Source organism: Streptomyces sp. NPDC014894, from assembly GCF_043080985.1.
In the GTDB taxonomy this organism is placed as follows: Bacteria; Actinomycetota; Actinomycetes; order Streptomycetales; family Streptomycetaceae; genus Streptomyces.
On the sequence record NZ_JBIBWD010000002.1, the window covers coordinates 856,058 to 881,843 of the forward strand.

The following is a 25,786-nucleotide window of genomic DNA, read 5'->3' on the forward strand; positions in this document are numbered from 1 at the left end:
CGCCGTCCCCGGGACGGGCGCGGCCGGGCGCTCTGCGGCGCGGCAGCGGACGGCCGCGCCGCCACCCGCACTAACACGGGCGCTGACCTGGCTGTTAGCATCCGGCCCAATCGCATGAGGACACCGAAGGCCCCGGGGAGGCCGTCGGCCGGCCGGTGCCGGAAATCCCGCGGTGATGATCTCCGGGCAGCCTCGTGCCCGCGCTTTCTTCTTCTGCCTCCGGGCAGTCAGGTTCTGGGGAGGACCCTGTTGACCGAATCGATTCAGCCGCGCCCGCGTGCGTCGGCCCACGGACGTGCGGACGGCCCGAGAGGGGCGCGCCGGGGAGCGGCAGCGGCGCTGGCGCTGTCCGTCGGGGCGGGGCTGCTCGCCGCCGCCCCGCAGGCCCTGGCCCAGGCTCCGGAGCGGACTCCGGCGAAGCCGCCGACCGACGCCCGGGCCGCGGGCGAGACCGTGCTGCCCGGGGCGATGCGCCCCGCGCCGCGTGAGCTGCGGGTCAGCGGCCTCGGCGAAACCGGCCTGGTCTCCCGCCCGGAGGGCTCCGCGCACCACCGCTGGACTGAGTACGCGACGGGCAGGTCCTGGGATCTGCCCTGGCTGACCGGCCAGTACCAGCCCCGGTCCAGCTTTGCGGACACGTTCTACGAGTACCAGCAGGGGAAGTACCGTTTCACCGGCCCGGACGGCGGGGACCAGGGCTCGGTCACCGTCCCCCGCGAGCTGCGCTCCCTCAAGGTCGTCGGCACCACCGTCGTCGCCTCCCGGATGGAGTCCACCTCGACGCGGTCGCTCTGGCTCCTGAAGCCCGGCCCCGGAGGCGCCACCCTCCAGCAGCAGGTCAGCGACTTCCCGGGCACGGACTCGGTCGTGTCCGTGGCCGCGCGGGACGCCCGTACCGCGCTGATCACCTACCGGGTGGCCGACGAGATCACCGGTCCGGCGGCCCATCAGGCGGCCCTGATCGACCTGGACTCCGGCCGCGCGACCCGGTTCTTCGAGCCCTACACGATGCGCGACGCACGGCGGTATCTGCTCTCCGACCGGTACGTCGGCCTGCGCGCGAAGAGCGGCGAGATCCGGCTGCTGCGCCGGGACGACCCGAAGGCTCCCGAGATCGCCCTCACCGCGGAGTCCCTGGCGGGGACGTTCGGGCACACCCTCGTCGGCGACCACGTGGTGGCGCGGGAGTCGGGCGAACTCGGGGCGCTGGTGGCCCTGCCGCTCGACGGCGGTCCGAGGCAGCGGCTCCTGGAGAAGTCGCACGGCGCGCAGTCCGGCGGCGGCCCCGGCGGGGCGGCCGACGGCTCCGGCGTCTACGCGGGCGGCACCGGCCCCGACGACTGGGCCGTGCACCGGGTCGCCCAGGGCGCCGACGGCGCGCTCGCCGTCACCGAGCTGGCCGAACTGCCCCGGATCGAGGCGTCCGTCACCGGTCTGGCGTTCTCCCGCTCCACGCTCACCTGGACGGACCGTACGGCCCCGGCCACGGGCGAGGTCCAGTTCAAGTCCCGTACGATCCCCGCCGGAAAGAACCCGCAGGCCGGGCCGGTACGGCTGGGCGGCACCTGGCAGGCGCCGTGCGGGATCGGCATCGCCTGCGCGGAGCTGTACGGCGCCGGCGACGGGTCCGTGGTCTATCAGTCGGGCTCCCGGCTGTTCCGGCAGGACGACCGCGGCAAGGTCACCGAGACGGCCGTTCCCGGGCCCGCCGGGAGCGCGGTCGCGGGCGTCGGCGGCGTGCACACGCTGACCCGGCACGGCGACCGGTACGCCCTCCTCGACTGGCGCGCGCCCACCGCGCCCAAGGAGTTCCGGGCCAGGGCCGCCGCGCTCTGGGAGGGACAGCTGTGGACCGCGGAGAAGCCGGGCAAGCTCTCCCTGACCCGCCCCGGCTCCTCCGAACCGGCGGTCACGGTCAACACCGGGGCCTCCTGCGTCCCCGACGAACTCCAGGCCGTGGGCCGCTGGGTGTACTGGAACTGCGACGCCGAGAACGAGGCGGGCGTCCTCGACCGGGCCCGCGGCCGCTCCGTCCCGGTGAGCGACAGCCCCGCCCTGCTGGGCGACGGCGTACTCGTCCACAAGGACGACGGCGGACCGGATCTGTGGCGTACGGTGCTGACCTCCGGCAAGGCGGTCACCAGCCGGCTGGGGCGGCTCACCCCCGACGAGGGCGGCTCCGTCGGCGACCGCAGACATCTCCGCTGGACCCTCGACCCGCACACCAACCGGGTCGCCCACACGGGCCCGAAGGGGGCCCTCCATCTGATCGACGCGGCTCCCGCGGCTCCCGCCGCGGCCCGGGACCACGCGGGCGGGGACGGCGTCGCCGATCTGCTGACGCTGAACTCCTCGGGCGCGTTCACCTTCCAGAAGGGCACCGGCGCCGGCGGCTACGCCGGGAAGGTCTCGGGCGGCGGCTGGAAGGCGAGGACGACCGCCGTGCCCTTCGGCGACCTCGACGGCGACGGCTGCAACGACGTCCTGGTGCGGCTGCCCGACGGCGAGCTGCGCGCCCACCGCCCCGGCTGCGGCAAGGCGCTGACCCCGGCCACCCCGTCGGCCTCGCTGGGCAGGGGCTGGAACGCGTACAACGTCCTCACCTCGCCCGGCGATCTCACCGGCGACGGGCGGGCCGACCTGTTGGCGCGCAAGGCGTCCGACGCGTCGCTGCACCTCTTCGCGGCGAAGGGCGACGGGACCCTGGCGGCGGGCAAGAAGATCGCCTCCGGCTGGAACTACACCCACATCACGGGCGTGGGCGACCTCAACGGCGACAAGGCCGGCGATGTCGTGGCGCGCGCCAAGGACGGGGTGCTCTACCGCTTCGACGGCACCGGGAAGGGCGCCCTGAAGAACCGGGTGAAGCTCTTCACCCGCTGGGGCTCCTCGTACAACACCGTGCTCGGCGCCGGCGACATCACCGGCGACGGCCGTCCCGACCTGGTGTCCCGGGACGCCGCGGGCGATCTCTACCGCAACAGCGGCGACGGCAAGGGCTCGTTCGGCTCCCGTACGAAGATCTCCGGCGGCTGGAAGGGCTACGCGGGCCTCTTCTGATCCCGTTCGACCCGTTCGACCCGTTCGATTCCGTGCCTCCGGCCGCCGAGGCCGGGGGCACGGCCGTGCCGGTACGGGGAGGCACGCGCGCCGGGTCCGTGCCGCGCGGCGCGAAGGTCACGGCCGATTCCGGCCATCGCCCGCCGGGCCGGGCGGCGTCGGACCGGAGCCCCCGAAGTCTCCGGAGCCGGGGTCGGGGTCGGGGCCGGGGCGGCCGGCGGTCAGGGCCGGCGGTGGACCGAGACGGCGTACGCGCCCCCGTCGTACGGGGCCCGGGACCAGGTCGCGTATCTGGCTTCGAGGACGAGCCCCGCCGCACGGCAGTGGGCGTCGTAGTCGTCCAGGCCGTACCCCCGGTCCAGGGAGAACCCCGCGACGAGCCGGCCTCCCGGCCGGACATGGCCCGCCACTCCGGCGACCAGGGCCGGTTCCGTCCCCGGCGGGGTGAACAGGGGGACGTTGCCCGCCATCACCACGACGTCGAACGACTGCCCGAGGTCGAGCCCGGTCAGATCGTGCCGGAGCCAGCGGATCCCCGGCGCCCGCCGCCGGGCGGTGGCGAGCATCGACTCGTCCAGGTCCACGCCCGTCACGGCGATTTCGTGCCGGGCCAGCTCGATCGCCACCCGCCCGGTGCCGCACCCCGCGTCGAGCACGGTCGCGGGCGCGAAGGAGCGCACCAGATCCGCCTCGCCGTGAACGTCGCCGCCCTCGGAGGCGATGCGGTCGAACCGGGCCTGGTACTCGTCACCGTTCCACGTCATACGGTCACCCTGGCACAGTCGCCTTTCGGCCATCGTGGACGGGGTCGGCGGACGCGGGCCGGGGCGGGCGAGGACCGGTGCGAGCGAGGGGCGGACGGGCGAGGACCGGCCCAGGGATCCGGCTTGACCTCAACCAGCCTTGAGGTCCGAGGGTGACGCCATGACGATCTCACCGGAACAGCGCACGGCGGTCCAGGACTGGATCAAGAACACCGCGCACCCCCTGACCACCGCCGACGCCTCGGAGCCGCTGGACGACCTCCGGCCGCTGCTCGGCATGGTCGACGGGCGGACCGCCGTGGTCGGCCACGGCGCCGGGACGCGCGGCGCGCACCAGGTCTTCACCCTTCAGACGCGCCTCGTCCGGCTGCTGGTCGGCGAGGCCGGCTTCCGCGCCGTCGCCCTCGACCAGGACGGGACGCTCGTGGCCCGGCTCGACGCCCATGTCCGCACCGGCGCGGGGGACCCCGTGGCGCTGCTGGAGTCCGCCGAGCCCTTCTCCCGTACCGAGGAGGTCCTCGCGCTCGTCCGGTGGGCGCGCGCCTTCAACGAGACGCACCCGGACGATCCGGTCCGCCTCGTCGGCGTCAGCCCCCACGGGACCGACGGCTCGGCGTACGACACGGTGGCCGGCCATGTGCGCGCCGCCGCCCCCGGTCTGCTGGACGAGCTGGAGCGTTGCTACGCCGGCCTCCGCCCGGGGGCCGGGACGCCCGACCACGTCCGCCGCTTCCGCGCCCTGCCCGACCGGCGGTCCTGGCGCGACCGCGCGCGGGCGGCGCACGACCTGGTGGCGGGAGCCCCGGGCCACGACGGCCACGCGTGGGCGCTGTACAACGCCCGGCTGATCGTCCAGTACTACGAGCTGCACGACCACGACGACGATCCGCTGGACCCGCACAACATGGCCTGCTACGAGCGGTCGTTCGCCGAGAACGTCCTGTGGTGGCACCGGCACACCGGTCACCGGGTGACGTTCTGGTCCTCCGGCTCCCACACCGCCAACGCGCCCGCCAGGGTCGTCAGCTTCCCGCCGGACCCGGCGGGCGGCTCGTCCCGGAACGCCGGCAGCCTCCTCCGCGAACACCTCGGTGACCGGTATCTGTCGATCGGTCTCACCTTCGGCGCGGGCGAACTGGCCGCCTACGGCGACGCCCCGGCCCACCGGGTGCCCGAACCCGCGCCGCCGCTGGCGGAATCGGTGCTGGACGACGAGGCGACGGGCGACTATCTGCTGGACCTCCGCGCGGCCGCGCCGCCGCTCGTCGCCGACTGGCTGAACCGGACCGCCGAGTCCAGGCTCGTCGGGCCGCGCCACGACCCCCGGCGCGACACCGATCACCACATGACGGGCGGCTCCCTGGCCGAGTGGTTCGACGTGCTCGTCCACCGGCGGCGGGTGACACCGGCCCGCTCCCTCCGCACGGCGGGGCCGCGACCGTGACCCCGCCGGGGGCCCGGCCGCCGGGGTCGTCCGCGGCGGTGCGCGGCGGCCGGGGTCAGGCGGCGGGCTCGCCGGGCTGGTCGTGGGTCGCGCAGTGGATGCCGCCGCCGCCCGAGGCGATCGTGTCGATCCGGACCGGCACGACGTCCCGGCCGGGGAAGTGGTCCCGCAGAATGCCGCGGGCGCGGTCGTCGGCCTTGCGGTCGCCGAACCGGGGCATGAAGACGGAGTCGTTGGCGATGTAGAAGTTGGCGTACGTCGACACGAAGTCGTCGCCCTCGCCGGTGATCCTGTCGAGGTCGGGCTGGGGCAGGTCGACGATCTCGAAACGCCGGCCGCGGGCGTCCGTCGCCTGCGACAGAACGGACTTCGCCTGGTCGGCGGAGCGCGACCAGGAGTCCGGCGGGGTGCTGGGGTGCGCGCGGTCCAGCAGCACCACCCCGGGGGCGGTGAAGCGCACCAGGCTGTCCACATGGGCGTCGGTGATGTCCTCGCCGCGCACGCCCTCCAGCCAGATCACCTTCTGCACGCCCAGGGTCCGCTTCAGCTCCGCCTCGATCGCGTCCCGGCTCATGCCCCGGTTGCGGTTGTCGTTGACGATCGAGCTCTCGGTGATCAGCAGGGTGCCCTCGCCGTCGGGTTCGAAGGAGCCGCCCTCCGAGACGAGCGGGGCCTCGACCCGGGGGATCCCGTACTCGCGCAGCAGCTCGCGGGCGACGCGGGCGTCGTTCGCGTGCTCCTGCTTCCGGCCCCAGCCGTTGAAGTTGAAGTCGACGCCGACGACCTCGCCGTCCTCCTCCACGAAGACGGGGACGGTGTCGCGCGCCCAGAGGTCGTCGACGGCCAGCGGAATGACCTCGACCTGGGAGCCGCAGGCCCGCTGGGCCGCGCTCACCTGGGAGGGTCTGGCCATCATGACGACCGCCTCGTACTCCCCGACGGCGCGGGCGATCCGGGCGATGTCCTCGCGCACATAGGACAGGTCCTCCTCCCAGACCGAGGTCAGGGCCGGCCAGGACATGAAGGTGCGGGTGTGGCTCTCCCACTCGGCGCCGAGACGGCGGCCCCGGCCCGCCGAGGTCTGCCGGGCGGAGTCGGCGGGCGCGCTGGACCGTACGGAGGCGCCGGAGTCGCCGCAGGACGCGACGCCGAGGGCGGCGCCGAGCCCGGCGAGCGCTCGCAGGGCGGTCCGGCGGGCGGGGAAACGGTTCGTCATGGGAACTCCGATCGTGGGACTGGGCGGAACGAGCGCATCCGGCCCTGACGGGCGCGGGAGGCACGGCACGAGCCCCTGGGACAAGGGTGCGCGCTCAACCCCGCGAACGGCCGGACCGCGGGAAGAAGCGGTGCGGCCATGTCGCCACTGTGACACTGACTGAAAATTCAGTCAAGCTACTGTTCCGGCCCGGCGGAGGGCCGCCCCGGCCGGGCCCCGGATGCGGAGATCCAGTGCGGCGGGTCGCGCCGCCGCCGGCCGGCACACCCGGTGACGGGCCGCGTACACCCGCGCCGGAGCGCCCCGGTAAAGTGCAGGTCATGGCCTCTCGCAGCACCCAGATCCTCGAAGCGGCCGCCCGGGTCATCGCCCGGCGCGGGGTCCGAGGGCTGCGGGTGGAGGAACTCGCGGCGGAGGCCGGCGTCTCCACCGCGCTGATCTACTACCACTTCAAGGACCGGACGGGCGTCCTGCGCCAGACCCTCGAATTCATCAGCGACCGGGCCGAGCGCTACACCACCGACCGGGGCCCGGACGATCCGCCGCTCACCCCTCGGGAGGAGCTGGAGGAATCTCTCCTCGCGGAGCTCCAGGACACCGTGGAAGTGCGGGAGAACAGCTCCGCCTGGGGCGAGCTGCGGGCGAGCGCCGTCTTCGACGAGGTGCTGCGCGAGGATCTCGCCCGGGCCACCCTGGTCTGGGTGCAGGAGGTCGCCGCCCTGCTGGGCCGGGTCCTGCCGCTCGCCCCGGCCTCGTCGCTGGCCTCGGCCGCCGAACGGCTCACCGCGCTGCTGGAGGGGCTCAGCATGCGCTGGCTCAGCGGCGGCGTCGAGATCGGCCACGCGCGCGAGCTGATGCGCGGGGCCGTCGACGCCGAACTCGCCGGTCTCCGGCAGAGCTGACCACGGGCGGACCGGGCTTCCGCCGCGTCGCCTCCCGCCGCGGCGGCCGCGGCCCGCGCCATCGCCTATGGTCAGGGCCATGACCGTCGACCCGTCAAAGACTCCGGTGCCACGGGCACAGCTCGTCATCGGCATCGTCCGCAGGGGCGACGAGATCCTGCTCGTACGGGAGAGCCTCGGCGCCGGCGGCGAACCGCTCTGGTCGCTCCCCGGCGGCGGGGTCGAGGACGGCGAGCTGATGCACGAGGCGCTCCGGCGCGAGCTGCGGGAGGAGACCGGTCTGTCGGCGGGCGACCCGGTCTCGACCGCCTTCCTGATGCACATCGACTCCGAGCGGCGCCCGTCGGCCGTGGCCGTCGCCCTCGAGATCGGGGAGTGGTCGGGGGAGATCGCGCCGGGGGACGGCGATATCGAGCAGGCGGCGTTCTTCCCCCTGCCCGAGGCCCTGAAGCTCCTCGGCGAGCTGGACAGCGCCGTCCAGCGGGATCCCATCGTCGGCCATCTCACCGGGCGGGTCGCACCGGGGACGACCTGGCTCTATCGCGTCAGAGGGCGCGAGGAGACCCTCGTCGCCCGTTGGTGACGCCCGGCCGGCGGGCCCGTCCGTGCCGGGGCACTCGAAACCCTGCGCTATAGTTGATCATGTGCTCGCGGCCGTGGTTCACGGCGGTGGGACCGGCGTTGGTGGTCCAAGGAAAGACACCCCACTTCCCGTGGGGGGATGCAGGTGCGAGGCCTGCCCAGCGCTCGATCAAGGCCCCGGCCTCCGTCAGGAGACCGGGGCCTTCGCGCTGTGCGCGCCCATGACCCCCGGCGCGCGCGGCCGACACGCGCGCCGGTCCCGAAGCCGGGGGAGGGGCCGGGGAGGGGCCGTGACGCCCGCGCCCGCGCGGACGGCCCGGAGCCGTCGATGGCCGAAAGCGGGCCGTACGCCGGGCGGAGCTGGCAGCATGCGGTCCGCCGGAGGTCCCGGCGGGAGCGAGGCGAAGGGCCGGGCGTGGTGACGCGAGAGAAGACAGCGGACGGACAGCGGCTGCGGGAGCGGCAGGACCGGTTGCAGCGGGAGGCCGACGCCGTCGCGGACGATCTGGGACTGGCCCGGCTTCTGCCGCCCCACGGGCGGGTCGTACGCGTGGGGAGCGCCGCGCTGGGACTGATGGTGGCCGCGGACCTGGACCTGACGGTGGTGTGCCCCCGGCTGGATGAGTCCGTGAAGCGGTCGGTGACCGCCGTGGGCGCGACGCTCGGCGTGCACGAACGGGTGCGGCAGGTGACCTTCCGCGACGACACCGGGGAGTGGAACACCGACCCGGCCTATCCCGACGGCCTCTATCTGAACGTGGCGTACCGCGCCGCGGGCGGACAGGACTGGACGCTGGACATCTGGTTCGTCGACGAGCCGGACCGGCAGCCCGATCTGGCCCACGTCCGTGAGCTGCCCCCACGGCTCACCGACGCCCACCGCGCCGACATCCTCGCCATCAAGCAGGCCCTGTCCGAACGCCCCGCGGACCGGCGGCCGCCCAGCTACGAGGTGTACCGGGCGGTGCTGGACCACGGGATCGGCGACCCGGCGGCGTTCGACGCCTGGTACGCGCGCGAGCGCGGCTGAACCGCGCGGCGCGCGGACGGCTCCCGCGCCGCCGGCCCGGTCAGCCGTCGGCGCGCCGTCCCGCCGCGAGCGGACGGTAGCCGTCGGCGAAGTAGTCCTCCGCCACCCCCGCCCTGTTGACGTCCCAGGTGGCGCAGTGCAGGGAGCCGCCGTACTCGAAGACGTCGCGGAACGGGACGGTCAGCACCTCGAAGCCGAGCTTGTCCAGCAGATCGTGCAGCGGAGCCTCCCGCTCCTCGCAGATCACCTGCGTCGGCGAGACGCTGAGCACATTCATCGACAGCCACTTCGAGGACTGGCAGTACAGCGGCATCTCGTCGTTCCCCGTGGTCGGCTGCGGAGCCTCGACCAGTTCCCAGCCGTTGCGCAGGAACAGCTGCTCCTCGCCCTCCCGCAGAGGGCGCTCCGGGTTGGTCAGCACGAGGCCGGGGCGCAGCGGAACAAAGGTGCAGTCGATGTGCGAGGGGAAGAAGTCCAGCGGGAAGTGCACGGGGTGGACGCGGAAGCCGCGCGGCTCCAGATGACGCGCGAGCCAGCGGATCCCGGTCCGGTTGGTCGTCATCGACTCCTGCACGACCAGGTCACGGCCGAAGCGGCTGATGTCGGCGGCGTCGAAGAGGACCTCGTCCTGGGTGACGCAGAACTCCGACGAGCGCATCTCGCGATGACGCTTCTCCAGCGGCCACTCCCAGAACTCCTGGCGGTACATCCCGTCGGCCATCGACGGTTTGGGGGCCACCGTCCACACCATGCCGGGGTCGTCGTTCCAGTACTCGTAGACCAGCTCGCGATAGGCCAGATACTCGAAGTAGCGGGCCCGGCGGGACATGGGGGCCTCGACGATCTCATGGCCGAGGGTGATCATCACATCCCTGGGGCACACCACGCAGTACTGGTTGGCCACCTCGAACGTCGGAGTGCGCAGCGGCGTCGTCGGGTCGTACGGCCCGGGCCGCCGGACGGTGACTCCGCGCGAGCGCAGCAGGGCGGCCAGACCGTCCAGCTGCGCGTTGGCCCGCTCGATCATCTCCGCGGGTTTGGGGCCGGTGGGGAAGGCGTCGGAGCGGCCGCGCAACGCGGGCCGGTAGCCGGGCTCGGTCGGTTCGAAGCAGGCGCCGTCGGCGGTGCCCACGATGATCTCGCGCAGTGGGTCCCACTCGTTCCAGGAGTTGACCAGGGTCGACGGTCGGTTCACGGGATGTCCCCTCTTTCTCCGGGGTGTCTTTCTCCGGGGTGACGTGACGGTTTCTGGAGCCGGGTCCTCAGGGCGCGGCCCCGAGGGGGAAGGAGCGAAGGGCCGGATCGCCGAGCCGGGCCGCCAGCAGCGCGCAGGCCGGGCCCGCCCGGCGGTCCGCCGCCCGCGGGGTGATCGCGGTCGGCACGGCGAAGCCGTCCGCGACGCGGTAGTCGACGTGCGACGACCCGTCGGCGAGCCGCCCCGGACCGTCCGGAAGGCCGGGGCCGGTCACCGGGACCGACAGCGCGTACGACGGCGACGCGGCCACCGCGTCGCGGACGAACCGCTCCAGCGCCGCGCCCCGGACGGATTCCAGACCCGGTACGCCCTCCTGTACGGCCCGGTTGAAGAGGTAGAGCGGAAAGTCGGGCACGCCCGCGCGCAGACCGAGGCCCGAGGCGTGCCGGGGGTTGAGTTCGGTGGCGGTGAACCCGTCCTCGGTGAGCAGACCGTCGACGCTGAAGAGACCCCGGTAGCCGGTGGTGCGGACCAGTTCCGCGCCGGCGCGGCGGGCGGCCCCGCGGATCTCCCGCTCGGCACTGTCGCCGGGCCGCCAGTGGGTCGACGAGCCGCAGAACAGCAGCCGTCCGGCCGCCGGATCCCCGAGGGTGACGATCTCGATCGGCGAGAAGACGGCGAGCGAGCCGGGCAGCGCCATGGCCAGCACGCTGCACGGCACCCCGTCGGCGAAGCGCGCCACCCGCACCCGGCGGGCGGCCGCGCCCAACTCCCGTACGGCGTCCTCGAACCGACGGGTGGGCGGCACCCAGCGCAGGCCCAGCGCGTCGCCGACGTGCCCCTGGGAGGAGTCGGCGGCCACCACCACCCCCGCCGGGCCGCCGAGCCGCCCGGCCGTCCCCGGCTCGCGCAGCGCGTCGGCCACCGACAGCACGGCGTACGGCGGCGAGGCCACCCCGGTACGGGCCCAGAGCCGGTCGATGGTGGTCTTGTCCTCGACGCCCGCCCAGCTCGGACGCCGCCACCCGTGCACCGGCCGCCCGCAGAACCGGGCGATCCCGGTGCGGGTGGTGCCCAGCGCGATCCAGCGCCGGTCCGGGTCCAGCCCGTCCAGCCAGCGGCGCACCTCCGGGCCGGGGTCCCGCAGCCACGACTCGAACCGCGGGCGCGTCAGCTCCTGACCCGCGTCGGCGCAGTGCCACCCCTTCGCCACCGAAGGCGCTCCGGGACCGGGACCCGCACGGGTGACGACGGCCGCCACCCGTGCCCCGCAGGCGCCCAGCTCCGCCACGAGCGCGGTGGACCGGTGGTCGAAGTCGTCCAGGAGCAGCACCGTCTCGCGCCCGTTCCAGAAACGGCGCAGGGCGCGGTCGACGGTCCCCCGGATGTCCTCGGGGTCGGTCACCCCGGCGGGCAGGGGTGCGGCGGCCGGTCGGGTGAGGGGCATCATGCCTCCGATTTCCGCTGGTGGGGGGCTTCGGCCGGCGCGGCCGCCGCCCTGTCGAGCCGGAGATGGACCGCCGCGCCCACGAGCAGCGCACAGCCCAGCACCAGCCAGGGCGCGCTGCCCGACGCGGAGAACAGCAAGGTGTGCACGCCGGGGCCCAGGGCGCCGGAGAGCCCCCACGCGAGTTGGTAGAAGGCGCTGTAGCGGCCCGCTTCGCCGGAGGCGGCGTACGCCAGCACGATGGTCATCGCGACGGCCCCGAAGACGGCCTCCCCCAGGCTGAACACCAGGACGGGAACGCCGATCCCGACGACGACGCCCGTACCGCTCAGCAGACTCAGCGCGGCCAGCCCGCCGAACGCCGCCGCCACCAGCACCGCCGCCGCGGACATCAGCCGCAGCGGCGCGTGCCGTCGGCCCAGCCGCAGCGCGAGCGGCTGGAAGACCGGGATCGCGACGCAGGACAGCACATACGCGGCGGGCGGCGCCCACAGCGGCGCGTCGAGGGAGCGCAGATAGACGGGGAGGATCGAGTCGAAGGCCACGCTGGAGAGGGTGAGGGCGAGCGTCGCGCCGGTGAAGGCCAGAAAGGCCCGGTTGCCCAGCACCCCCCGGTACGAGGCGCGCCCGCCGCCCTTCCGCCGCCCGTGCCGCCCCGCCGCCGCCCGGTCCCGGGCGGGCGCGAGCGTTCGGCCCACCCACCCGAACAGCACCCCGGCGACGGCGAAGCTCGCCGCGTTCACCAGGGGGATCGCGTTCCACAGCGCGGCGTCCGCGCCCTGGAGCGACGAGGCCATGGCCACGGCCAGCGCACCGACCCCGAGCCCCACATTGCGCAAGCTGTTGAGCAGGGCGAACAGACCGCGCTGCGCCTGTTCCGAGGAGGCGACGCTGTCCACGAGACCGCCGTGCGCCGCCCAGTAGAGCCGGTCGCCGAAGCTGACCGTGAACGCGATCACGGCGACCGCCGCCACGCCGTCGGCCAGCAGATAGCAGGGGAAGGCGACCGCGCGGCAGGCGCAGCTGAGGACCGCGGCCCGGTAGGGGCCCAGCCGGTCGGTGAGCGTGCCCACGGCCAGTCCGCCGGCGGCCAGCGCGGTCAGGGAGCCGGCGCTGAGCGCGGAGCCCGCGGCGGTCAGCTCGATGCCCCGCCCGTAGACGAAGTACAGCAGGGAGAAGGTGATCCAGACCCCGCTGCCCACGGCGTCCACCACCATGGCCGCCATGAAGCCCCGGTTCCGGCCGGCCGACACCGGCGGCCGGTCGGCGGTCGCCGTCGTCACGCCGCCCATCGCACCTCCCGGGACCACCAGTCCTCGACCTCGCGCAGCCGCTCCGTCACGTCCTCGCTTCCGTCTCCGACTCCGTCCCGGTTTCCGTCCGCGCCGCCGTCGTCGAGCCGGAACACCAGCTCGGCGATGCTGTCGGTGCTGGAGCGGGGCCCGTCGTGGCGGACGCCGGTCTCGCCGTGGGCGGCGAACCGGTGCGCGTACGGCAGGGAGCAGCTCTCCGGCAGCCGCTCCAGGGTGGCCGGAAGCGGCGGGAACCAGGCCCAGCCGTGGCGCGGCAGCCCCGGTTCCCGGCCGGGGACCGGCAGTCCGGCCTGGCCGCGCAGCTGGGCCGCGTACAGATTGACCCCGGTGGCCAGCTCGTGGGCCTCGACGATGCCGCAGCCGCCCGGCCGGCAGGCGATCTCGCACAGCACCAGCGCGTCCTCGGGCGTGTGGAAGAACTCGGCGTGGAAGGCGGTGGTCCCGGCGACCGGCGGCAGGGCGGCGACGACGGCCGAGGCCGCCTCCTCCAGCCGGCGCGCCAGCGGGTCGCGGGGCGCGAGCATGCCGCTGACGCTGGGGACGCCGTCGGTCGCCGTGGCCAGATTGGGGTGGAGATATCGGGAGGGGACGGCGTGCAGCACGGCCCCCTCGGACATGAGCCCGTCGACATGGCAGACCGTGCCGGGCACGAAGCGCTCGACCAGATGCGTCCGGCCGGCGGGCAGGACGCAGGCGCGCACCGCCCGGCGGTCGCGCAGCACCCGTACGCCGACGGAGCCCGCGCCGTCGGCGGGTTTGACCACCACCGGCAGCCCGTGCGCACGGACGAAGTCCGCGACGTCCCCGGCGTCGCGCGCCACGGCCGCGGCGGGCACCGCGATCCCGTGCCGGGCCGCCAGCCGCCGCATCCGGAGCTTGTCGCGGAAGGCCAGCGCGCTCGCCGTCCGCTGCCCGGGCAGCCCGTGCCGCTCCCGGGCCCGGGCCGCCCGCACCACATCGCTCTCGGCGGTGGTCAGCACCCGCTCGATCCGCCCGGTGGCGCAGACCGCGTCGATGAGACGGTCCACCCGGGGCGAGGTGTAGTCGTCCACGATCTCGGTGCGGACGAAGTCGCCCGTGGGCGCGGACCGCGCGGCGGAGCGCTCGGTGACGACGATCAGCGACGCGCCCGGCAGCCAGGTCGGCACCCGGTCCAGGATGGGCCTGCGGTTGAGCAGCAGCAGCGCCATCGGTCTCCTCTCCGGCCCGGCCGCCCGGCGGCCGCGCGTGTCCCGTGCGGGACCGCGGGCCGCGGACCGCCGGCGGGGTGTTCAGCGCTGGAGGACCAGTTGCCTCAGCGCGGCGGTGGCGTAGCAGCCGGACGGCAGCAGAAAGCCGACCTCGACGGCACGGCGGCCCGGGAACGCGTCGTCGGGACCGGACCGCTCCACGGTCACCAGCGTCTGGACGACGGTGGGGCGTACGGTGGCCCGCTCGACGGGCCCGTCCCGCCAGGCGTAGCGCGTGTAGGGCAGTTCGTGGCGGGCGGCCAGCAGCGAGGCCGCGCCGGCCCCGGAGGTCGGGAACCGGTACGGCAGACCGTCGACGCTCGTCTCGACGCTGTCCTCGGGGCAGCGGTCGGCGACCAGGTCCCGCACCCGGGCGTTCCAGTCCGCCGAGGAGTGCGCGGCCAGATAGAAGGCGGTGGTCCTGGGGTCCAGCCCGCCGCGGAACAGCTCCCGGTCGGGACCGGTCCACCGCTCGGCGGTCCCGCTCTCCGGCGCGCCGAGCCCGGCCAGTTCGCGCCGGGCGAGCCCCCAGTCCTCCTTGAGCAGCGCCTCGCCGACCAGATGGGTCCGCTTGGGGCCGCCGGGGACGCCGAAGCGCTGGGTGTCGTAGTAGTTGACGAACAGCAGACTGAGGCGTCCCCGGCCCTCCAGCCGGGCGGCGGTCGCCCCGTCCAGGTCGCGCAGCACCACCCGGAAGCCGTTGCCGTTGAGCCGGCCGACCGTCAGCGGCTCGTGCCCGTAGCCGTAGTGGCGCAGCCGCAGCCAGCGCCCCGGCTCGGCGCTGTGGGCCAGCTCCTCCTCCGGCCGCGCGTCCTCGGCGGCGGAGAACGGTACGGACAGCAGCTGCTCGGTCTCGCCGTCCTCGTCCTTGAGCCCCGCGTAGCCGATGTCGCGGGCGGGCAGCCCGAGCCGGTCGGCGGCCCAGCGCACCGCCTCCATGGTGGTGTAGCCGCACTTGTGCAGCAGCAGATAGCGGTGGGCCGCGGACCGCGCGCGAGTGAGGGGCACCACCAGGTTCTCCCGTACCCGGAAGTCCTCGGGGCGGTGTTTGAGCACCGGGTCGCAGGTCGTCATCCGAGTCTCCGATCCGCCGCGTGCGCGGCCTGTCCGTCATGTCCGCGGTGGGTCGCGGCCCCGGCCGGGGCTCGCGTCGGCGGGCCTACCACGCGGCCGCCCGCTCACCGATCGCGAGCGCCAGGAGGTTGGTGTTGGCCCGTACGGGAACGGGGACGACGGAGGCGTCGGCCACCCGCAGCCCCCGGGTGCCGTGCACCCGCAGCCGGGTGTCCACGACGGCCTCGGGGTCGTCGGTCCGGCCCATCCGGGCGGTGCCCATGGGGTGGTGGGCGGTGCGGGCCGCCTCCCGGACGTACGCGTCCAGCCGCGCGGGCGACCCGGCGGACCGCTCGTCCAGGTCGATGATCTCCTTGGTGAGCGCGGCGAACGGGGCCTGCCGCAGCAGCTCCCAGCAGAGGGCGACACCGGCCCGCAGCCGCCGCGCGTCCTCCTCGTGCGCCGTGTAGTCGATGGCGATGCGCGGGGCGACGGCGGGGTCGGGGGAGACGGCGGTGACGCTCCCGCGGCCGCGCGGGGCCATCAGATTGGCGGTGATCATGAACGCCCGGCCGTCCGGCGCCCGCGCGGCCAGATGAGGCGCGTACACGTCCAGCCGCACATGGTTGAGCGCGTAGATCTGGAGGTCGTCGGCGACGGCGGAGCCGGGGGCGGTGCAGCGCAGCACCACCTGGGCGCAGGGATCGGCCGGGTCGCACAGCCCGGCGACGGGCAGCACGCCGATGGGCACCTGCGAGTGGTCGGCGAGCCCGGCGCCGACCCCGGGGAGTTCGGCCACCGGCCGCACCCCGAGCGCGTCCAGCACCCGGCGGGGGCCGACGCCGGAGCGGTGCAGCAGCGCGGGGGTGCCGTAGGCGCCGGCGCACAGCGTGACCCGGTCGGCGTACACCGTCCGGGTCCGCCCGCCGGAGCGCAGGACGACGCCCGTCGCGGTGGAGCCCGAGAACACCACCCGGTCGGCCAGGGTCTCGGCCAGCAGCGTCAGATTGGGCCGTGCGCGCGCCGGGTCCAGATACGCGGAGGCCGCCGATATCCGGGTGCCGTCCTCGGTGAGATTGAGCGGCAGCGGCCCGACCCCGGTCGCGTCCGGCGCGTTGTGGTCGGGCGTGTACGGGTGCCCGGCGGCGGTCGCGGTCTCCACCAGCGCGGCCGACAGCGGACTGAGCCCGTCCCCGGCGCAGCGCCGCAGCCGCAGCGGGCCGTCCGCGCCGTGGACGGGGCCCGCGAAGTCCGTGTCGGTCTCCAGCAGACGGAAGAAGGGCAGCACCAGGGGCCACGACCAGTCGCCGCCGACCCTCTCGTCCCAGTCGGCGAAGTCGCCCGGAGCGGGCCGCAGCGCGACGCAGCTGTTGACCGCCGACGACCCGCCGACGACCCGGCCGCGCGGCAGCGGCAGCCGCGCGCCGTCCTCGCGGACGCCTTCGAGCGCCCAGTCGTGGTCCACCATCGAAGGGGTGCAGCCGTCGCGCAGATCGGCGGGGAGGGAGGCCGGGTCCGCGTGGTCGGGACCGGCCTCGACCAGCAGCACCCGCCGCGCGGGGTCGGCCGACAGCCGGGCGGCGAGGACCGCGCCCGCCGAACCCGCGCCCACCACGATGTCATCGAAGCCCTGCGGCATCCGTGCTCCTTCCGAGTGCGGGCCGGACGCCCTCGGCGCGAACCGCGCCGAGCAGCCAGTCCGACAGTGCGGCGGGCCGGGTGAAGCGCAGTACGTCGAGGTCCGCCGCCGGCCGCCGGCGGCCGAGTTCCCGCAGGCTGTCGCGGGTGAGACGCCGGGTGGCCCAGCCGTACCGCAGGATGTTCTCCGGGTCGGTGAGGACCGACCGCAGCGGCGGCTCCTGATTGCCGCTCCAGAGCACCTCCCGGTGCAGCGACCGCAGCAGGGTGCGCAGCAGCAGACTGGTCATGGTCACGGGGACGGAGTAGTCCAGCCACACCAGCAACTGCGCCCGCCGCGCCAGCAGTCCGGCCACCTCCGGGTAATGCCATTCGGTGATCCAGCGGGCGGAGCCGGTGTGCCGCGCCACATCGTCGGCGAACTCCTCGCGCGGCTGCCAGCCGGGCCGGTAGTAGAGCCCGTCCAGGTCGATGTGGTCCAGCTCCAGGAGGGCGGCGAGCTTGTGGGCCACGGTCGTCTTGCCGGCGCCGCTGGCTCCGGCGACCAGCACCCGGTCGGGGCGGTACGGCGGCGGCGACGCCGGGTCGAGCAGGCGCAGGGTCACGGGCGCGGTCCTCTCGGTCCGGGGTGCCGGTCGCGGGGCGTCCACGGGGTGCCGCGGACCTTCGCCGGGGAAGGGCCACGGGGTGCCGCGGACCTTCCCCGGCCGACCGGAGCAATGATCACCGGGCCGCGCCGATCTGTGACCCTGACAGGTGTACGGGTGTGCCGAGCGCCTTACACCTGGATGATCGACGGCATGTCCCCAACCAACGTGGGAATGTCCCCGACCAACGTGGGAAGCGACCGGCACGCCGCCGGAACGGACCCGGACCGGGCCCGGGAACGCGACCGCCGCCATCTGTGGCACCCGTGGTCCTCCGTGAGCGGGCCCCCCGACGACCGTCCGGTCATGGTCGCGGGCAAGGGCTGCCGGGTCCGTGATGTGACGGGCGCCGAGTATCTGGACGCGGTGGCGTCGGCCATGAACTCCAGCTGCGGCTACGCCCATCCGACCCTGCTGGAGGCCGCCCGGCGGCAGCTGGAGCTGCTGCCGCACTTCGACCTGAGCGCGGGGAGCCATCTGCCCGCGGGCCTGGCCGCCGAGCGGATCGCCGGTCTGCTGCCCGCCGGACTGGAGCGGACGTTCTTCGTCAACAGCGGGTCGGAGGCGACCGAGGCCGCCGTCCGGATCGCACACGACTACTGGACCAACCAGGGCGCGCCCCGGGACCGGCTCGTCACCTTCGCGGCCGGCTACCACGGCGCCACACTGGTCGCCCAGCATCTGTCCGGCCTGCCGACCAACGCGATCCACGGCACCGCGCCCTTCCCCGTCACCCGGGTGGAACTGCCGCTGGAGCCCGCCGAGCTGCGCACGCCGGAGGCGCTCCCGGCGCTGGCCGGGGCGTTCGAGCGGGCGGTGCTCGACGGTTCGCCGCCGGCCGCCGTGATGATCGAGCCTCTGCTCAACGTGGGCGGCGGCGTCGTGCTGCCCCGCGGGTTCCTGCGGTCGCTGCGCGAGCTGTGCGACCGCACCGGCGCCCTGCTCGTCGTCGACGAGGTGTTCTGCGGATTCGGCCGCACGGGCCGTATGTTCGGCTTCCAGCACGACGAGGTCGTCCCCGACCTCGTCACCATGAGCAAGGGCATCAGCGGCGGGTACGTGCCGTTCGCGGCGCTCACCACCACCGACGAGGTCTACCGCTCCTTCGCCGCCGACCCGCTGCTCGGCGGGCTGCGGTACGGGCACACCACCGGCGGCCACGCGGTGGCCTGCGCGGTCGCCCTCGCCGTGCTCGACGTCATCGAGGAGAGCGGACTGGTCGGGTCGGCCGAGCGGCTGGGGGCCGAACTCCTCGCGGGGCTGGAGCCGCTGGCCGAGCATCCGGAGGTGGCCGACGTCCGGGGGCTGGGCCTGGTCGCCACCGTCGAGTGCCGGCGGCCCGAGTCCGCCGCCGCTCTGGTCGCCGAGGCCCGACGGCTGGGGGTGCTGGTGCGGCAGCAGGGCCGCGCGGTGATGGCCATCCCGCCGCTGGTCATCGACGCAGCCGAGGTCGCCGAACTGGTCCGGGCGCTGGAGCTGGCCGTTGCCCGGCTGTGACCCGCCGGGGCGGCGGCAGCAGCCGCAGATGGCGCTCGCACACCAGCCCGGCGCGCAGGACCATCGCCACGATGGCCTCCCGCTTCCAGTACGAGCGTCCGCCCTCGGTCAGACCGGCCCATTCGGCGACCCGCAGCTTCTCGTTGGCGAGATAGGCGATGTGGTGATTGACGGCGGCGCGGGTCATCTCGGCGGACCGGCGACCGGCGCCGAGCCGGGCGATGACCTCGCCGACCGTCGGCACGGCCCCCGGCGGACCGCCCCGCAGCTGCGGCTCGCACAGCGCCACCAGAACCCGGAAATAGAGGGCCTGCTCATCCAGCCGCGGCCAATTCGTCACACGATCGGACAATGCCGTATCGGCGGCGGCGAGATATGGAGGCTCCGGGCCGAATATGCTCACCAGGCCCGTGCCGCGCGGTACCGCGAGCACCAGTCTCGCCAATTCGAAAGGGATGGGAGTGTCCCGGCGACGGGGCGGGACCTTCACGAATTCTCCGCCGCCGCCCTCCATGTTCTCGACGAAACAGCTGTCCTCCGCGTGCAGATTCGTCAGACACCAGTGCCCGCGCCGGGCGGTGACGACCGCGGCTCCCGCCGGGCCGGGTTCACCGGCGTCGACCGGGGCGAACGCGAGGATGTCCCGGTCCGCGTCGTACCGGATGACGGCCGAGCCGTCCTCGCCTATCTCGCAGCGATTCGGGCGCCCACCGGCGGTGTTCTGCACCGTGGGGCCCGCCGGATCCTCTCCCCACCAACCGGAAAATTGCAGCATCAATGACCACACAGTCGAAATCCTCGCCGATTTCGTCGACCGGAGCATCTGATTCGCAGTCGCACACTCCGGAGAGATCTCACGTTATACACGAGCCCCCGGGCGATGCAATGCCACCGTGAACGACCAGTCATCATCCGATACTACTTTCGTGATGCATCTTCTCTCAGCTATGACTTGAACGCGTCGGTGCTCCGATAAACCTCAAGGGCGTGAAATGGCGAATCTCCTGTCGCTCAACTCGGAACTGCGGCCCGCGACCGCCAGCGGCGAACAGGCCGTCGCGGCGGTCACGAAACTGCACGACTTCCTGGTGAAGGAGGCCGAGGCGACCGACCGCGAGGGCCGGTTCGCGCGGCAGAGCGTCCAGGCCCTCGTCGACGCGGGCGTGTTCGCCGCCGCGGCCCCCGCCGACCTGGGCGGATTCGGGGTGGAGCGGCTGCACGACCTGACGGTCCTGACCGCCTCCATCGCCCGTGCCGACCCCTCCGTCGCCGTCGCCCACTACATGCACACCGCGCTGGCCTGGTACTTCGCGCGAGTCGTCCGATTCGAGGCGGACGGCGAGCCCGGATATCTGCCACGCCGGGAGTGGCTGGAAGCCATTGGCGCGCGCCGTATGCTCCTCTGCTCGGCGGTCGCCGAACGAGGAGCCGACTACTGGAACCTGGCCACCACCGCGAAGCCCTCCTACAACGGCTGGGTGGTCAACGGCAGCAAGATTCTCGCCTCGATCTCGCCGGCCGCGACCCACTTCTACTGCCGGCTCAAGGCCGAGCGCGGCCAGGGCGCCCATCTGGCGAGCGCGATGATCCCCGCCGACACCCCGGGCGTGCGGGTCGAGGACGACTGGCGGGGACTGGGGCTGCGCGGATCGGGCAGCGGCACCGTCGAGTTCAGCGACTGCGTCATCCCGGAGGAGTCACTGATGGTCCGGGGCGCGTGGGGGAAACGGGACGCGAGCATGCTGGAGGGCAGGGCGGTCAGCGGGATGGGTCTCAACGGGGTCTGTCTGGGGCTGGCGGAAGCCGCCCGTGACGAGGCCCTGGCAGCGCTGAGCCGCTCCTCGGGCCGTCGCCGCACGGCCTCCGCCGCCGTCAAGACCTCGGTGGCCGAGATGGAGATCGCCCTCACCGCGGCGCGGGGCGCCCTCGCCACCGCCCTCCAGGACTTCGACTCCTATCTGCTGACGAACAAGCCACAGGTGACCACCGACGATATGAGCCGGGCCATGATGAAGGAGTGCCAGACCGTCAGCACGGTGGTGGAGCGCGCCGCCGCCACCGTGGTCGACCACGCCATGCGGGTGACGGGCGGGGCCAGCTACACGGCTCACCATCCGCTCGCCCGCGCCTACCGCGATGTCCGCGCCGCCGTCTTCATGCCGCCGTACTCGCCTCCCGAGGAGTCGGTGGACTTCCTCGCGGCGGTGACGCTGGGCACCGGCTCGGAGTGACCGGCGTCGCGGCCCGTGCGCCCTCGGGGCGACGGAGCCGGGCGTCCCGGGCCTTCCTCGACCCGCGGACCTTCCTCGTCCTACGAGCCTTGCCCGTGCTCCGGGTCTTCTGATGGTGACGATTTTCTTGTCACGAGTTTCCGCGGCATGAGCCGCCGCGGACACCCCTAGGCGACCGCCGTCCAGTGATGTCACGACATCGGGTCATGACCGAAGGGGTGAGGCAGCGGGGTTCACCACCTCGCTGCGGCGTCGCGGCCCGGCCCTCGGGCCGGGCCGCGTGGACGGATCGCGGCCCCGGACCGTCACAGAAGGCCGGCGAGCGTGCCGGCTTCCGGCCCCTCCAGCTCGCTCAGCGCCACCCGTCTCCGGGAGACCGCCAGCAGCAGGGAGAGCGCGTCGCCGGTCACTTCCGGACCGTCGCCGACGGACAGATCGGCGTCCGTCGCCGTCAACCGGACACGCGCCGTCAGCTCCTTGGCCCCGCCGAAGGACGCCGGCGTACGGAGCTGCAACCGGAGCGATCGGAGCACGGCTTCGCTCGGGTAGGCGCGGCTGAGCCCCAGAGGCCGGCGGATGTCCTCACCGTGGACGACCTCCTCCACGATCCGGCTGTCGAGGGGAGCCGGAGGCGTCGAGGTGCGCGACGCCACCCGGCGCAGCCGCTCCAGCGTCTCGCGCGGCGACGCGCCCCGCTCCCGCTCCACCCCGCGGGTGTTCTGGCGGTCGAAGTCGAATCCCGCCCGGACGAGACCGGCCACAAAACCGAGGCGTGTCGTCCGCGCCGTGTCGACCAGATGCGCGGCCACGTCGTGCACGGTCCACCCCGCGCACAGCGACGGCTCCTCCCACCGCGCGTCGTCGAGACGCGCGAGATCGTCGATCAGCGCCGCGCGCTCCGCGTGCACCAGCGGCCAGACGTCGTTCATCGTGCGTCTCCCTCACTCGATCACAGTGTCCGCCGGTGAGACCCGTGCCGCAGCGAAAACTCATCGCCGGGCCGGGGAACCACCGCCCGGGCCCGCGCCGTCCGATCGATCGGGCTCGCTCGCCGTCCGGCGTCCGCGCGTGAACCGTCGCAGGGCATCCCGGAATCCGCCCCGCCGCGATCCCGGAGGGGGCGGTGCGCAGGGCTTCGGGTCTGGGTCCGGCACCGGGTCCGGGTCCGGCTTCGGATTCGGCTTCGGATCCGGGGGAGGGGGCGGTGCCGCCGGCGCGGAAGTGGGAGACATCGCTCCCGGCGCGGCCGACGAGGTCCGGGGCCCCGGGCGATCGGTCGGCCCGGGCACCGAGCCCGCCGCCGGCGGGCCGCCGTCCGGTTCCTCGGCCCGGCTCCGCCCCACGGTCTCCCGTACCGTCCGGGTGCCGGACAGCGGACGGCCGGGAGCGTCCGCGACGGAGTCCGCCACGGCTTCGTCCACCGCACCGTCCACGGCCGGACCCCGGTACGGGAGAGCGCGGCGCACGGCGTACAGCTCGCGTGCGCCGACGCGTCGCCGGTCCTCGCGGGCGCGCACAAGCTCAGCACCGTATGGACGCGGCCCCAGCCGGTGACCCGTTCGGCCAGCCGGATCAGCGCCTCGACACCACCGGGCAGACGTTCCCGCGCCTGAACCGCGAGGGGCCCGAAGACTCGGGAGACCAGACCGACGGTCTGGATCCCCGGGATGTCGTCCACCGTCCCGACCTCGGCGAGCAGAGCCCGCCCGACGGCCACCGGAACGACGTCCGTCCCGTGCCGGAGCGGCCACCGGCCGGTCTCCCGGACCCGGTCCGCCGGCGCTCGCCGGGCGGCAGCGGCGATGCCCTCGTCACGGCCTCGGAACGGCGGGGTCAGCCTCGGCGAGCGCGTGCGGGCGGCGGCGCTCCGTGAGCCCGTGGACGGACCGGTCTCTCGTGACGTGACGGCCCGGACTGCCGAGGGGCGGCGGGGAGGCCGCCGTCATGACCTCGCTGGGCGGAGGCCGCCCCGGCCGGGGCGCACACCCCTGCTCTGAGGACCCCGGATGAGGGAGAGTCGTCGCCGATTCGGATACCAGTGCAGCTCGGAATACGGGAGGGGGGTATATTGCTCACCCGAGAGGATATACCCCCCTCCCGTATAGGAGACAGCTATGTCAACCCCATCCGCCCCGCCGAGCCCGCGTCGCTGGACAGCGCTCGTTCTCATAGCCCTGGCCCAGTTCACGGTCATCATGGACACGTCCATCATTGGTGTGGCTCTCCCCAAGATGCAGGTTGACCTGGGCTTCTCCCAGGAGGGCCTGTCCTGGGTGTTCAACGCGTACGTGATCGCCTTCGGCGGACTGCTGCTGCTCGGCGGCCGGCTGTCCGACCTGTTCGGAGCCAAGCGGATCTTCGTCGCCGGCTGGACCGTGATGGCCGCCGGATCCCTGGTCGCCGGACTCGCCTCCGAGGTGTGGGTCGAACTGGCCGGCCGCGCCCTGCAGGGCGTCGGCGCCGCGCTGATCGCCCCGTCCGCCCTGACGCTGCTCATGATGCTCTTCGGCTCCCGGCCCAAGGAGCTGACCAAGGCGCTGGCCCTGTACGGCGCGGCGGCCCCGGCGGGCGGCACCGCCGGCGTCTTCCTCGGCGGAGTCATCACCGAGTACGCCAGCTGGCCCTGGGTGTTCTACATCAACATCCCGATCGCCCTGGTCGTACTGGCCTTCACCCCCGGCGTCATGCCCTCGGCCCCGATCCGTCGCGGCTCCGTCGACCTCGCGGGAGCGGCCACCGTCACGCTGGGACTGGCCACCGCCGTCTACGCCATCGTCCGCGCCCCCGAAACCGGCTGGGGCTCGGCCGAGACCTGGCTCGTCCTGCTGGCCGGCGTCGCCCTGATCGCCGCGTTCGTCGCCATCCAGTCCAAGCGCCGTGAGCCGCTGATGCGGCTGGGCATCTGGCGGGCCCCCAACCTGGCCGGAGCGAACATCGCGCAGCTGCTGATGGCCGCCGCGTGGATCCCGATGTGGTTCTTCCTCAACCTCTACCTCCAGCAGGTCCTGGGTCTGGGCGCCTTCGCCTCCGGCGCGGCACTGCTGCCCATGACGGTCGCCATCATGATCATGATGATCGTGCTGGCGCCCCGGCTGATGGCCCGCTTCGGGGCCAAGCCGCTGATCGTCACCGGTCTGCTGGCCCTCGCGGCGGGAATGCTGTGGCTGTCCTTCGCCCGGGCCGACGGCACCTTCTGGGTCGACGTCCTGCCCGCGTCCCTGCTGGCCGCGGCCGGCATGTCGCTGGCGTTCATCCCCTCCCTCGGCACCGCGCTGTCCAGCGCGCGCCCCGAGGAGGGCGGCCTGGCCTCCGGCATCGTCAACACCAGCTACCAGGTCGGCTCGGCCCTCGGACTGGCCGCGATGACGGCCGTGTCCGCCGCGTACGGCGCCCGCGAGCTGGGCGACCCCGGCGCGCTCACCAACGGGTTCTCCGCCGCCTTCCTCGGCGCGGCCGCCCTCGCCGCCGTCGGCGCGCTCGCCTCGCTGCTCACCCTCCGCACCCCGTCCGCACCGGGTTCCTCCCAGGGCGAGGAGCGTCTCGCCAAGGCGGACGCGGCCTGAACCGGCCGGCGTCAACGCGCCCCCTCACCCGCGTGTGCCGCCCGACAGGGGACGGAACCCCGGCCGGGCGGCACGGTGAGCGCGGAACCGCCCGGCCCGGCCGGCGGGGTGTGAGTACGCCGGACGCCCCCGGGGCATCGCTCTCGTGCGATGCCCCGGGGGCGTCCGGCTGGGGGAAGGCGGTCCCGCGAGCGCGCCGTTCGCCCCGCGCGCCCGTCGGACGGTGCGCGGGGCGTCGCCGCCCGGCGGCGGATCGGCGTGAGGGCTCCGTACCGTTCAGGAGGGAAATCCGAGGCGCAGAACGAGGACGGCTTCCGGACCCTTGGGGCTCTGCCGCAGTTGGTACTCGACCCGTTCGCCCTCGTCCAGGGTCCGGTAGCCGACGCCGATGATGTTCGAGTAGTGGACGAAGACGTCCTGGGTGCCGTCGTCGGGAGCGATGAACCCGAACCCCTTCTCGGCGTTGAAAAACTTGACGGTGCCGAAGTTGATCAGGGCGCGCCGCTCGTTCTGCGCCGGGTGCGCGGATACGCCGGGGGAGAGCGGTGGCGCGGCGACGGCCGGGGTCGGGCCGGCGGTGGCTGCGTGGGCGACGCCGGCGGCGAGGACGGACAGGGCGAGCGCGAGGACGGTGGCGGCGACCCGCATTCTTCGGTGGTTCCACCGAATTGGCGAGGCGGAGGACGGAATCATGGCCGGTCCTTTCGGTGCGGGGGCGATGGACGGTCGCGCCGACGGCGGGCGGACGACGGCGAGTTCCGCGGCGTCCGGTGACCTCCCCGTCCGCCGGCCGCCGGCCGGACCTGTGCCGGGCGGCCGGGACCCGGCCCGGCCGCCCGCCGCGGCGCGGCGGTCAGCCCTTCGGCTCGGGGAGATGCGCCGGTCTCCTGTACAGGGCGTGCCCGCTCCGGTGGACGGCGAAAGGCCATGTCATCCAAACGAGTTACTCGTGTCGCGCAACGCGTCGGGCGGAGA

Annotated in this window: 20 protein-coding genes; 8 read left to right on the forward strand and 12 right to left on the reverse strand. The window is 74.1% G+C overall.

Translation table 11 applies throughout. The features are described 5' to 3' along the window. Positions 1-249: 249 nt before the first annotated feature. The gene (locus ACF089_RS07720) at positions 250-3,060 is read left to right on the forward strand and encodes an FG-GAP repeat domain-containing protein (protein ID WP_392023212.1); all 2,811 of its coding nucleotides are present in this window, start codon (positions 250-252) and stop codon (positions 3,058-3,060) included. A 221-nt stretch (positions 3,061-3,281) separates the two neighbouring features. Here ACF089_RS07720 and ACF089_RS07725 read toward each other — a convergent pair whose 3' ends face one another. Next, positions 3,282-3,824 carry a class I SAM-dependent DNA methyltransferase gene (locus ACF089_RS07725; protein WP_392023214.1) on the reverse strand — a complete coding sequence of 181 codons (543 nt, stop codon included), beginning with the start codon at positions 3,822-3,824 and terminating at the stop codon, positions 3,282-3,284. 160 nt (positions 3,825-3,984) lie between these two features. On the opposite strand from ACF089_RS07725, the gene ACF089_RS07730 reads away from it, so the two are divergent. After that, entirely contained in the window at positions 3,985-5,268 is a 1,284-nt protein-coding gene (locus tag ACF089_RS07730; RefSeq protein ID WP_392023217.1) for an erythromycin esterase family protein, read from the forward strand. 55 nt (positions 5,269-5,323) lie between these two features. Here the strand turns inward: ACF089_RS07730 and ACF089_RS07735 are convergent, their stop codons facing one another. Continuing rightward, positions 5,324-6,484 carry an agmatine/peptidylarginine deiminase gene (locus ACF089_RS07735; RefSeq protein ID WP_392023219.1) on the reverse strand — a complete coding sequence of 387 codons (1,161 nt, stop codon included), beginning with the start codon at positions 6,482-6,484 and terminating at the stop codon, positions 5,324-5,326. Between the two features lie 320 nt (positions 6,485-6,804). Here ACF089_RS07735 and ACF089_RS07740 point away from each other — a divergent pair, with 320 nt between their 5' ends. The 3 genes from ACF089_RS07740 to ACF089_RS07750 all read left to right on the forward strand — a co-directional run bounded on the left by ACF089_RS07740 (position 6,805) and on the right by ACF089_RS07750 (position 8,998). Next, complete coding sequence (locus ACF089_RS07740; RefSeq protein WP_392023222.1) at positions 6,805-7,386, forward strand: TetR/AcrR family transcriptional regulator; 582 nt, start codon at positions 6,805-6,807, stop codon at positions 7,384-7,386. Between the two features lie 79 nt (positions 7,387-7,465). Next, positions 7,466-7,969 carry an NUDIX domain-containing protein gene (locus tag ACF089_RS07745; RefSeq protein ID WP_392023224.1) on the forward strand — a complete coding sequence of 168 codons (504 nt, stop codon included), beginning with the start codon at positions 7,466-7,468 and terminating at the stop codon, positions 7,967-7,969. A 414-nt stretch (positions 7,970-8,383) separates the two neighbouring features. After that, entirely contained in the window at positions 8,384-8,998 is a 615-nt protein-coding gene (locus ACF089_RS07750) for a hypothetical protein (RefSeq protein WP_392023226.1), read from the forward strand. 40 nt (positions 8,999-9,038) lie between these two features. On the opposite strand, the gene ACF089_RS07755 is transcribed toward ACF089_RS07750, so the two are convergent. The 7 genes from ACF089_RS07755 to ACF089_RS07785 form a co-directional block, all read right to left on the reverse strand. Further along, a complete protein-coding gene (locus ACF089_RS07755) occupies positions 9,039-10,193 on the reverse strand; it encodes a glycine amidinotransferase (RefSeq protein ID WP_392023227.1) in 1,155 nt (384 codons plus the stop codon). A 67-nt stretch (positions 10,194-10,260) separates the two neighbouring features. Next, positions 10,261-11,640 (reverse strand): hypothetical protein, encoded by a 1,380-nt coding sequence (locus tag ACF089_RS07760; protein ID WP_392023230.1) that lies wholly within the window; start codon positions 11,638-11,640, stop codon positions 10,261-10,263. Next, on the reverse strand, positions 11,640-12,932 hold the full coding sequence (locus tag ACF089_RS07765; protein ID WP_392023232.1) for an MFS transporter: 1,293 nt from the start codon (positions 12,930-12,932) through the stop codon (positions 11,640-11,642). The genes ACF089_RS07760 and ACF089_RS07765 overlap by 1 nt, the downstream gene beginning before the upstream one ends. Beyond that, positions 12,920-14,143, reverse strand: coding sequence for an acetyl-CoA carboxylase biotin carboxylase subunit family protein (locus ACF089_RS07770; RefSeq protein ID WP_392023235.1), 1,224 nt, complete (start codon positions 14,141-14,143; stop codon positions 12,920-12,922). Before ACF089_RS07770 ends, ACF089_RS07765 begins: the two co-directional genes overlap by 13 nt. An 81-nt stretch (positions 14,144-14,224) precedes the next feature. Further along, positions 14,225-15,256: a tRNA pseudouridine(13) synthase TruD gene (truD, locus tag ACF089_RS07775; RefSeq protein WP_392023237.1), complete on the reverse strand. Its 1,032-nt coding sequence runs from the start codon at positions 15,254-15,256 to the stop codon at positions 14,225-14,227. Between the two features lie 85 nt (positions 15,257-15,341). Continuing rightward, positions 15,342-16,874 (reverse strand): GMC family oxidoreductase, encoded by a 1,533-nt coding sequence (locus ACF089_RS07780; protein ID WP_392023240.1) that lies wholly within the window; start codon positions 16,872-16,874, stop codon positions 15,342-15,344. Then, the gene (locus ACF089_RS07785; protein WP_392023241.1) at positions 16,855-17,478 is read right to left on the reverse strand and encodes a zeta toxin family protein; all 624 of its coding nucleotides are present in this window, start codon (positions 17,476-17,478) and stop codon (positions 16,855-16,857) included. Before ACF089_RS07785 ends, ACF089_RS07780 begins: the two co-directional genes overlap by 20 nt. Before the next feature lie 195 nt (positions 17,479-17,673). Between ACF089_RS07785 and ACF089_RS07790 the strand changes: the two genes are divergently transcribed. Continuing rightward, positions 17,674-19,017 carry an aspartate aminotransferase family protein gene (locus tag ACF089_RS07790; protein ID WP_392023244.1) on the forward strand — a complete coding sequence of 448 codons (1,344 nt, stop codon included), beginning with the start codon at positions 17,674-17,676 and terminating at the stop codon, positions 19,015-19,017. Here ACF089_RS07790 and ACF089_RS07795 read toward each other — a convergent pair. Further along, entirely contained in the window at positions 18,953-19,804 is an 852-nt protein-coding gene (locus tag ACF089_RS07795) for a hypothetical protein (RefSeq protein WP_392023246.1), read from the reverse strand. The genes ACF089_RS07790 and ACF089_RS07795 overlap by 65 nt on opposite strands. A gap of 205 nt (positions 19,805-20,009) precedes the next feature. On the opposite strand from ACF089_RS07795, the gene ACF089_RS07800 reads away from it, so the two are divergent. Beyond that, positions 20,010-21,248, forward strand: a complete 1,239-nt coding sequence (locus ACF089_RS07800; protein ID WP_392023249.1) for an acyl-CoA dehydrogenase family protein — start codon at positions 20,010-20,012, stop codon at positions 21,246-21,248. 305 nt (positions 21,249-21,553) lie between these two features. On the opposite strand, the gene ACF089_RS07805 is transcribed toward ACF089_RS07800, so the two are convergent. Continuing rightward, on the reverse strand, positions 21,554-22,177 hold the full coding sequence (locus ACF089_RS07805; protein WP_392023251.1) for a maleylpyruvate isomerase family mycothiol-dependent enzyme: 624 nt from the start codon (positions 22,175-22,177) through the stop codon (positions 21,554-21,556). Positions 22,178-23,362: 1,185 nt separating this feature from the next. On the opposite strand from ACF089_RS07805, the gene ACF089_RS07810 reads away from it, so the two are divergent. Further along, positions 23,363-24,811, forward strand: a complete 1,449-nt coding sequence (locus ACF089_RS07810) for an MFS transporter (protein ID WP_392023254.1) — start codon at positions 23,363-23,365, stop codon at positions 24,809-24,811. Positions 24,812-25,087: 276 nt separating this feature from the next. On the opposite strand, the gene ACF089_RS07815 is transcribed toward ACF089_RS07810, so the two are convergent. Continuing rightward, positions 25,088-25,303, reverse strand: coding sequence for a cold-shock protein (locus ACF089_RS07815; RefSeq protein WP_392023421.1), 216 nt, complete (start codon positions 25,301-25,303; stop codon positions 25,088-25,090). Between the last annotated feature and the right edge of the window lie 483 nt (positions 25,304-25,786).

What these genes read in the sequence shown, in the direction of transcription:
- ACF089_RS07770 (WP_392023235.1), bottom strand. Translation starts at nt 14,143, where the DNA reads ATGGCGCTGCTGCTGCTCAACCGCAGGCCCATCCTGGACCGGGTGCCG.
- ACF089_RS07760 (WP_392023230.1), bottom strand. Translation starts at nt 11,640, where the DNA reads ATGCCCCTCACCCGACCGGCCGCCGCACCCCTGCCCGCCGGGGTGACC.
- ACF089_RS07810 (WP_392023254.1), top strand. Translation starts at nt 23,363, where the DNA reads ATGTCAACCCCATCCGCCCCGCCGAGCCCGCGTCGCTGGACAGCGCTC.
- ACF089_RS07745 (WP_392023224.1), top strand. Translation starts at nt 7,466, where the DNA reads ATGACCGTCGACCCGTCAAAGACTCCGGTGCCACGGGCACAGCTCGTC.
- ACF089_RS07735 (WP_392023219.1), bottom strand. Translation starts at nt 6,484, where the DNA reads ATGACGAACCGTTTCCCCGCCCGCCGGACCGCCCTGCGAGCGCTCGCC.
- ACF089_RS07790 (WP_392023244.1), top strand. Translation starts at nt 17,674, where the DNA reads ATGTCCCCAACCAACGTGGGAATGTCCCCGACCAACGTGGGAAGCGAC.
- ACF089_RS07725 (WP_392023214.1), bottom strand. Translation starts at nt 3,824, where the DNA reads ATGACGTGGAACGGTGACGAGTACCAGGCCCGGTTCGACCGCATCGCC.
- truD (WP_392023237.1), bottom strand. Translation starts at nt 15,256, where the DNA reads ATGACGACCTGCGACCCGGTGCTCAAACACCGCCCCGAGGACTTCCGG.
- ACF089_RS07780 (WP_392023240.1), bottom strand. Translation starts at nt 16,874, where the DNA reads ATGCCGCAGGGCTTCGATGACATCGTGGTGGGCGCGGGTTCGGCGGGC.
- ACF089_RS07740 (WP_392023222.1), top strand. Translation starts at nt 6,805, where the DNA reads ATGGCCTCTCGCAGCACCCAGATCCTCGAAGCGGCCGCCCGGGTCATC.
- ACF089_RS07730 (WP_392023217.1), top strand. Translation starts at nt 3,985, where the DNA reads ATGACGATCTCACCGGAACAGCGCACGGCGGTCCAGGACTGGATCAAG.
- ACF089_RS07800 (WP_392023249.1), top strand. Translation starts at nt 20,010, where the DNA reads ATGGCGAATCTCCTGTCGCTCAACTCGGAACTGCGGCCCGCGACCGCC.
- ACF089_RS07805 (WP_392023251.1), bottom strand. Translation starts at nt 22,177, where the DNA reads ATGAACGACGTCTGGCCGCTGGTGCACGCGGAGCGCGCGGCGCTGATC.
- ACF089_RS07765 (WP_392023232.1), bottom strand. Translation starts at nt 12,932, where the DNA reads ATGGGCGGCGTGACGACGGCGACCGCCGACCGGCCGCCGGTGTCGGCC.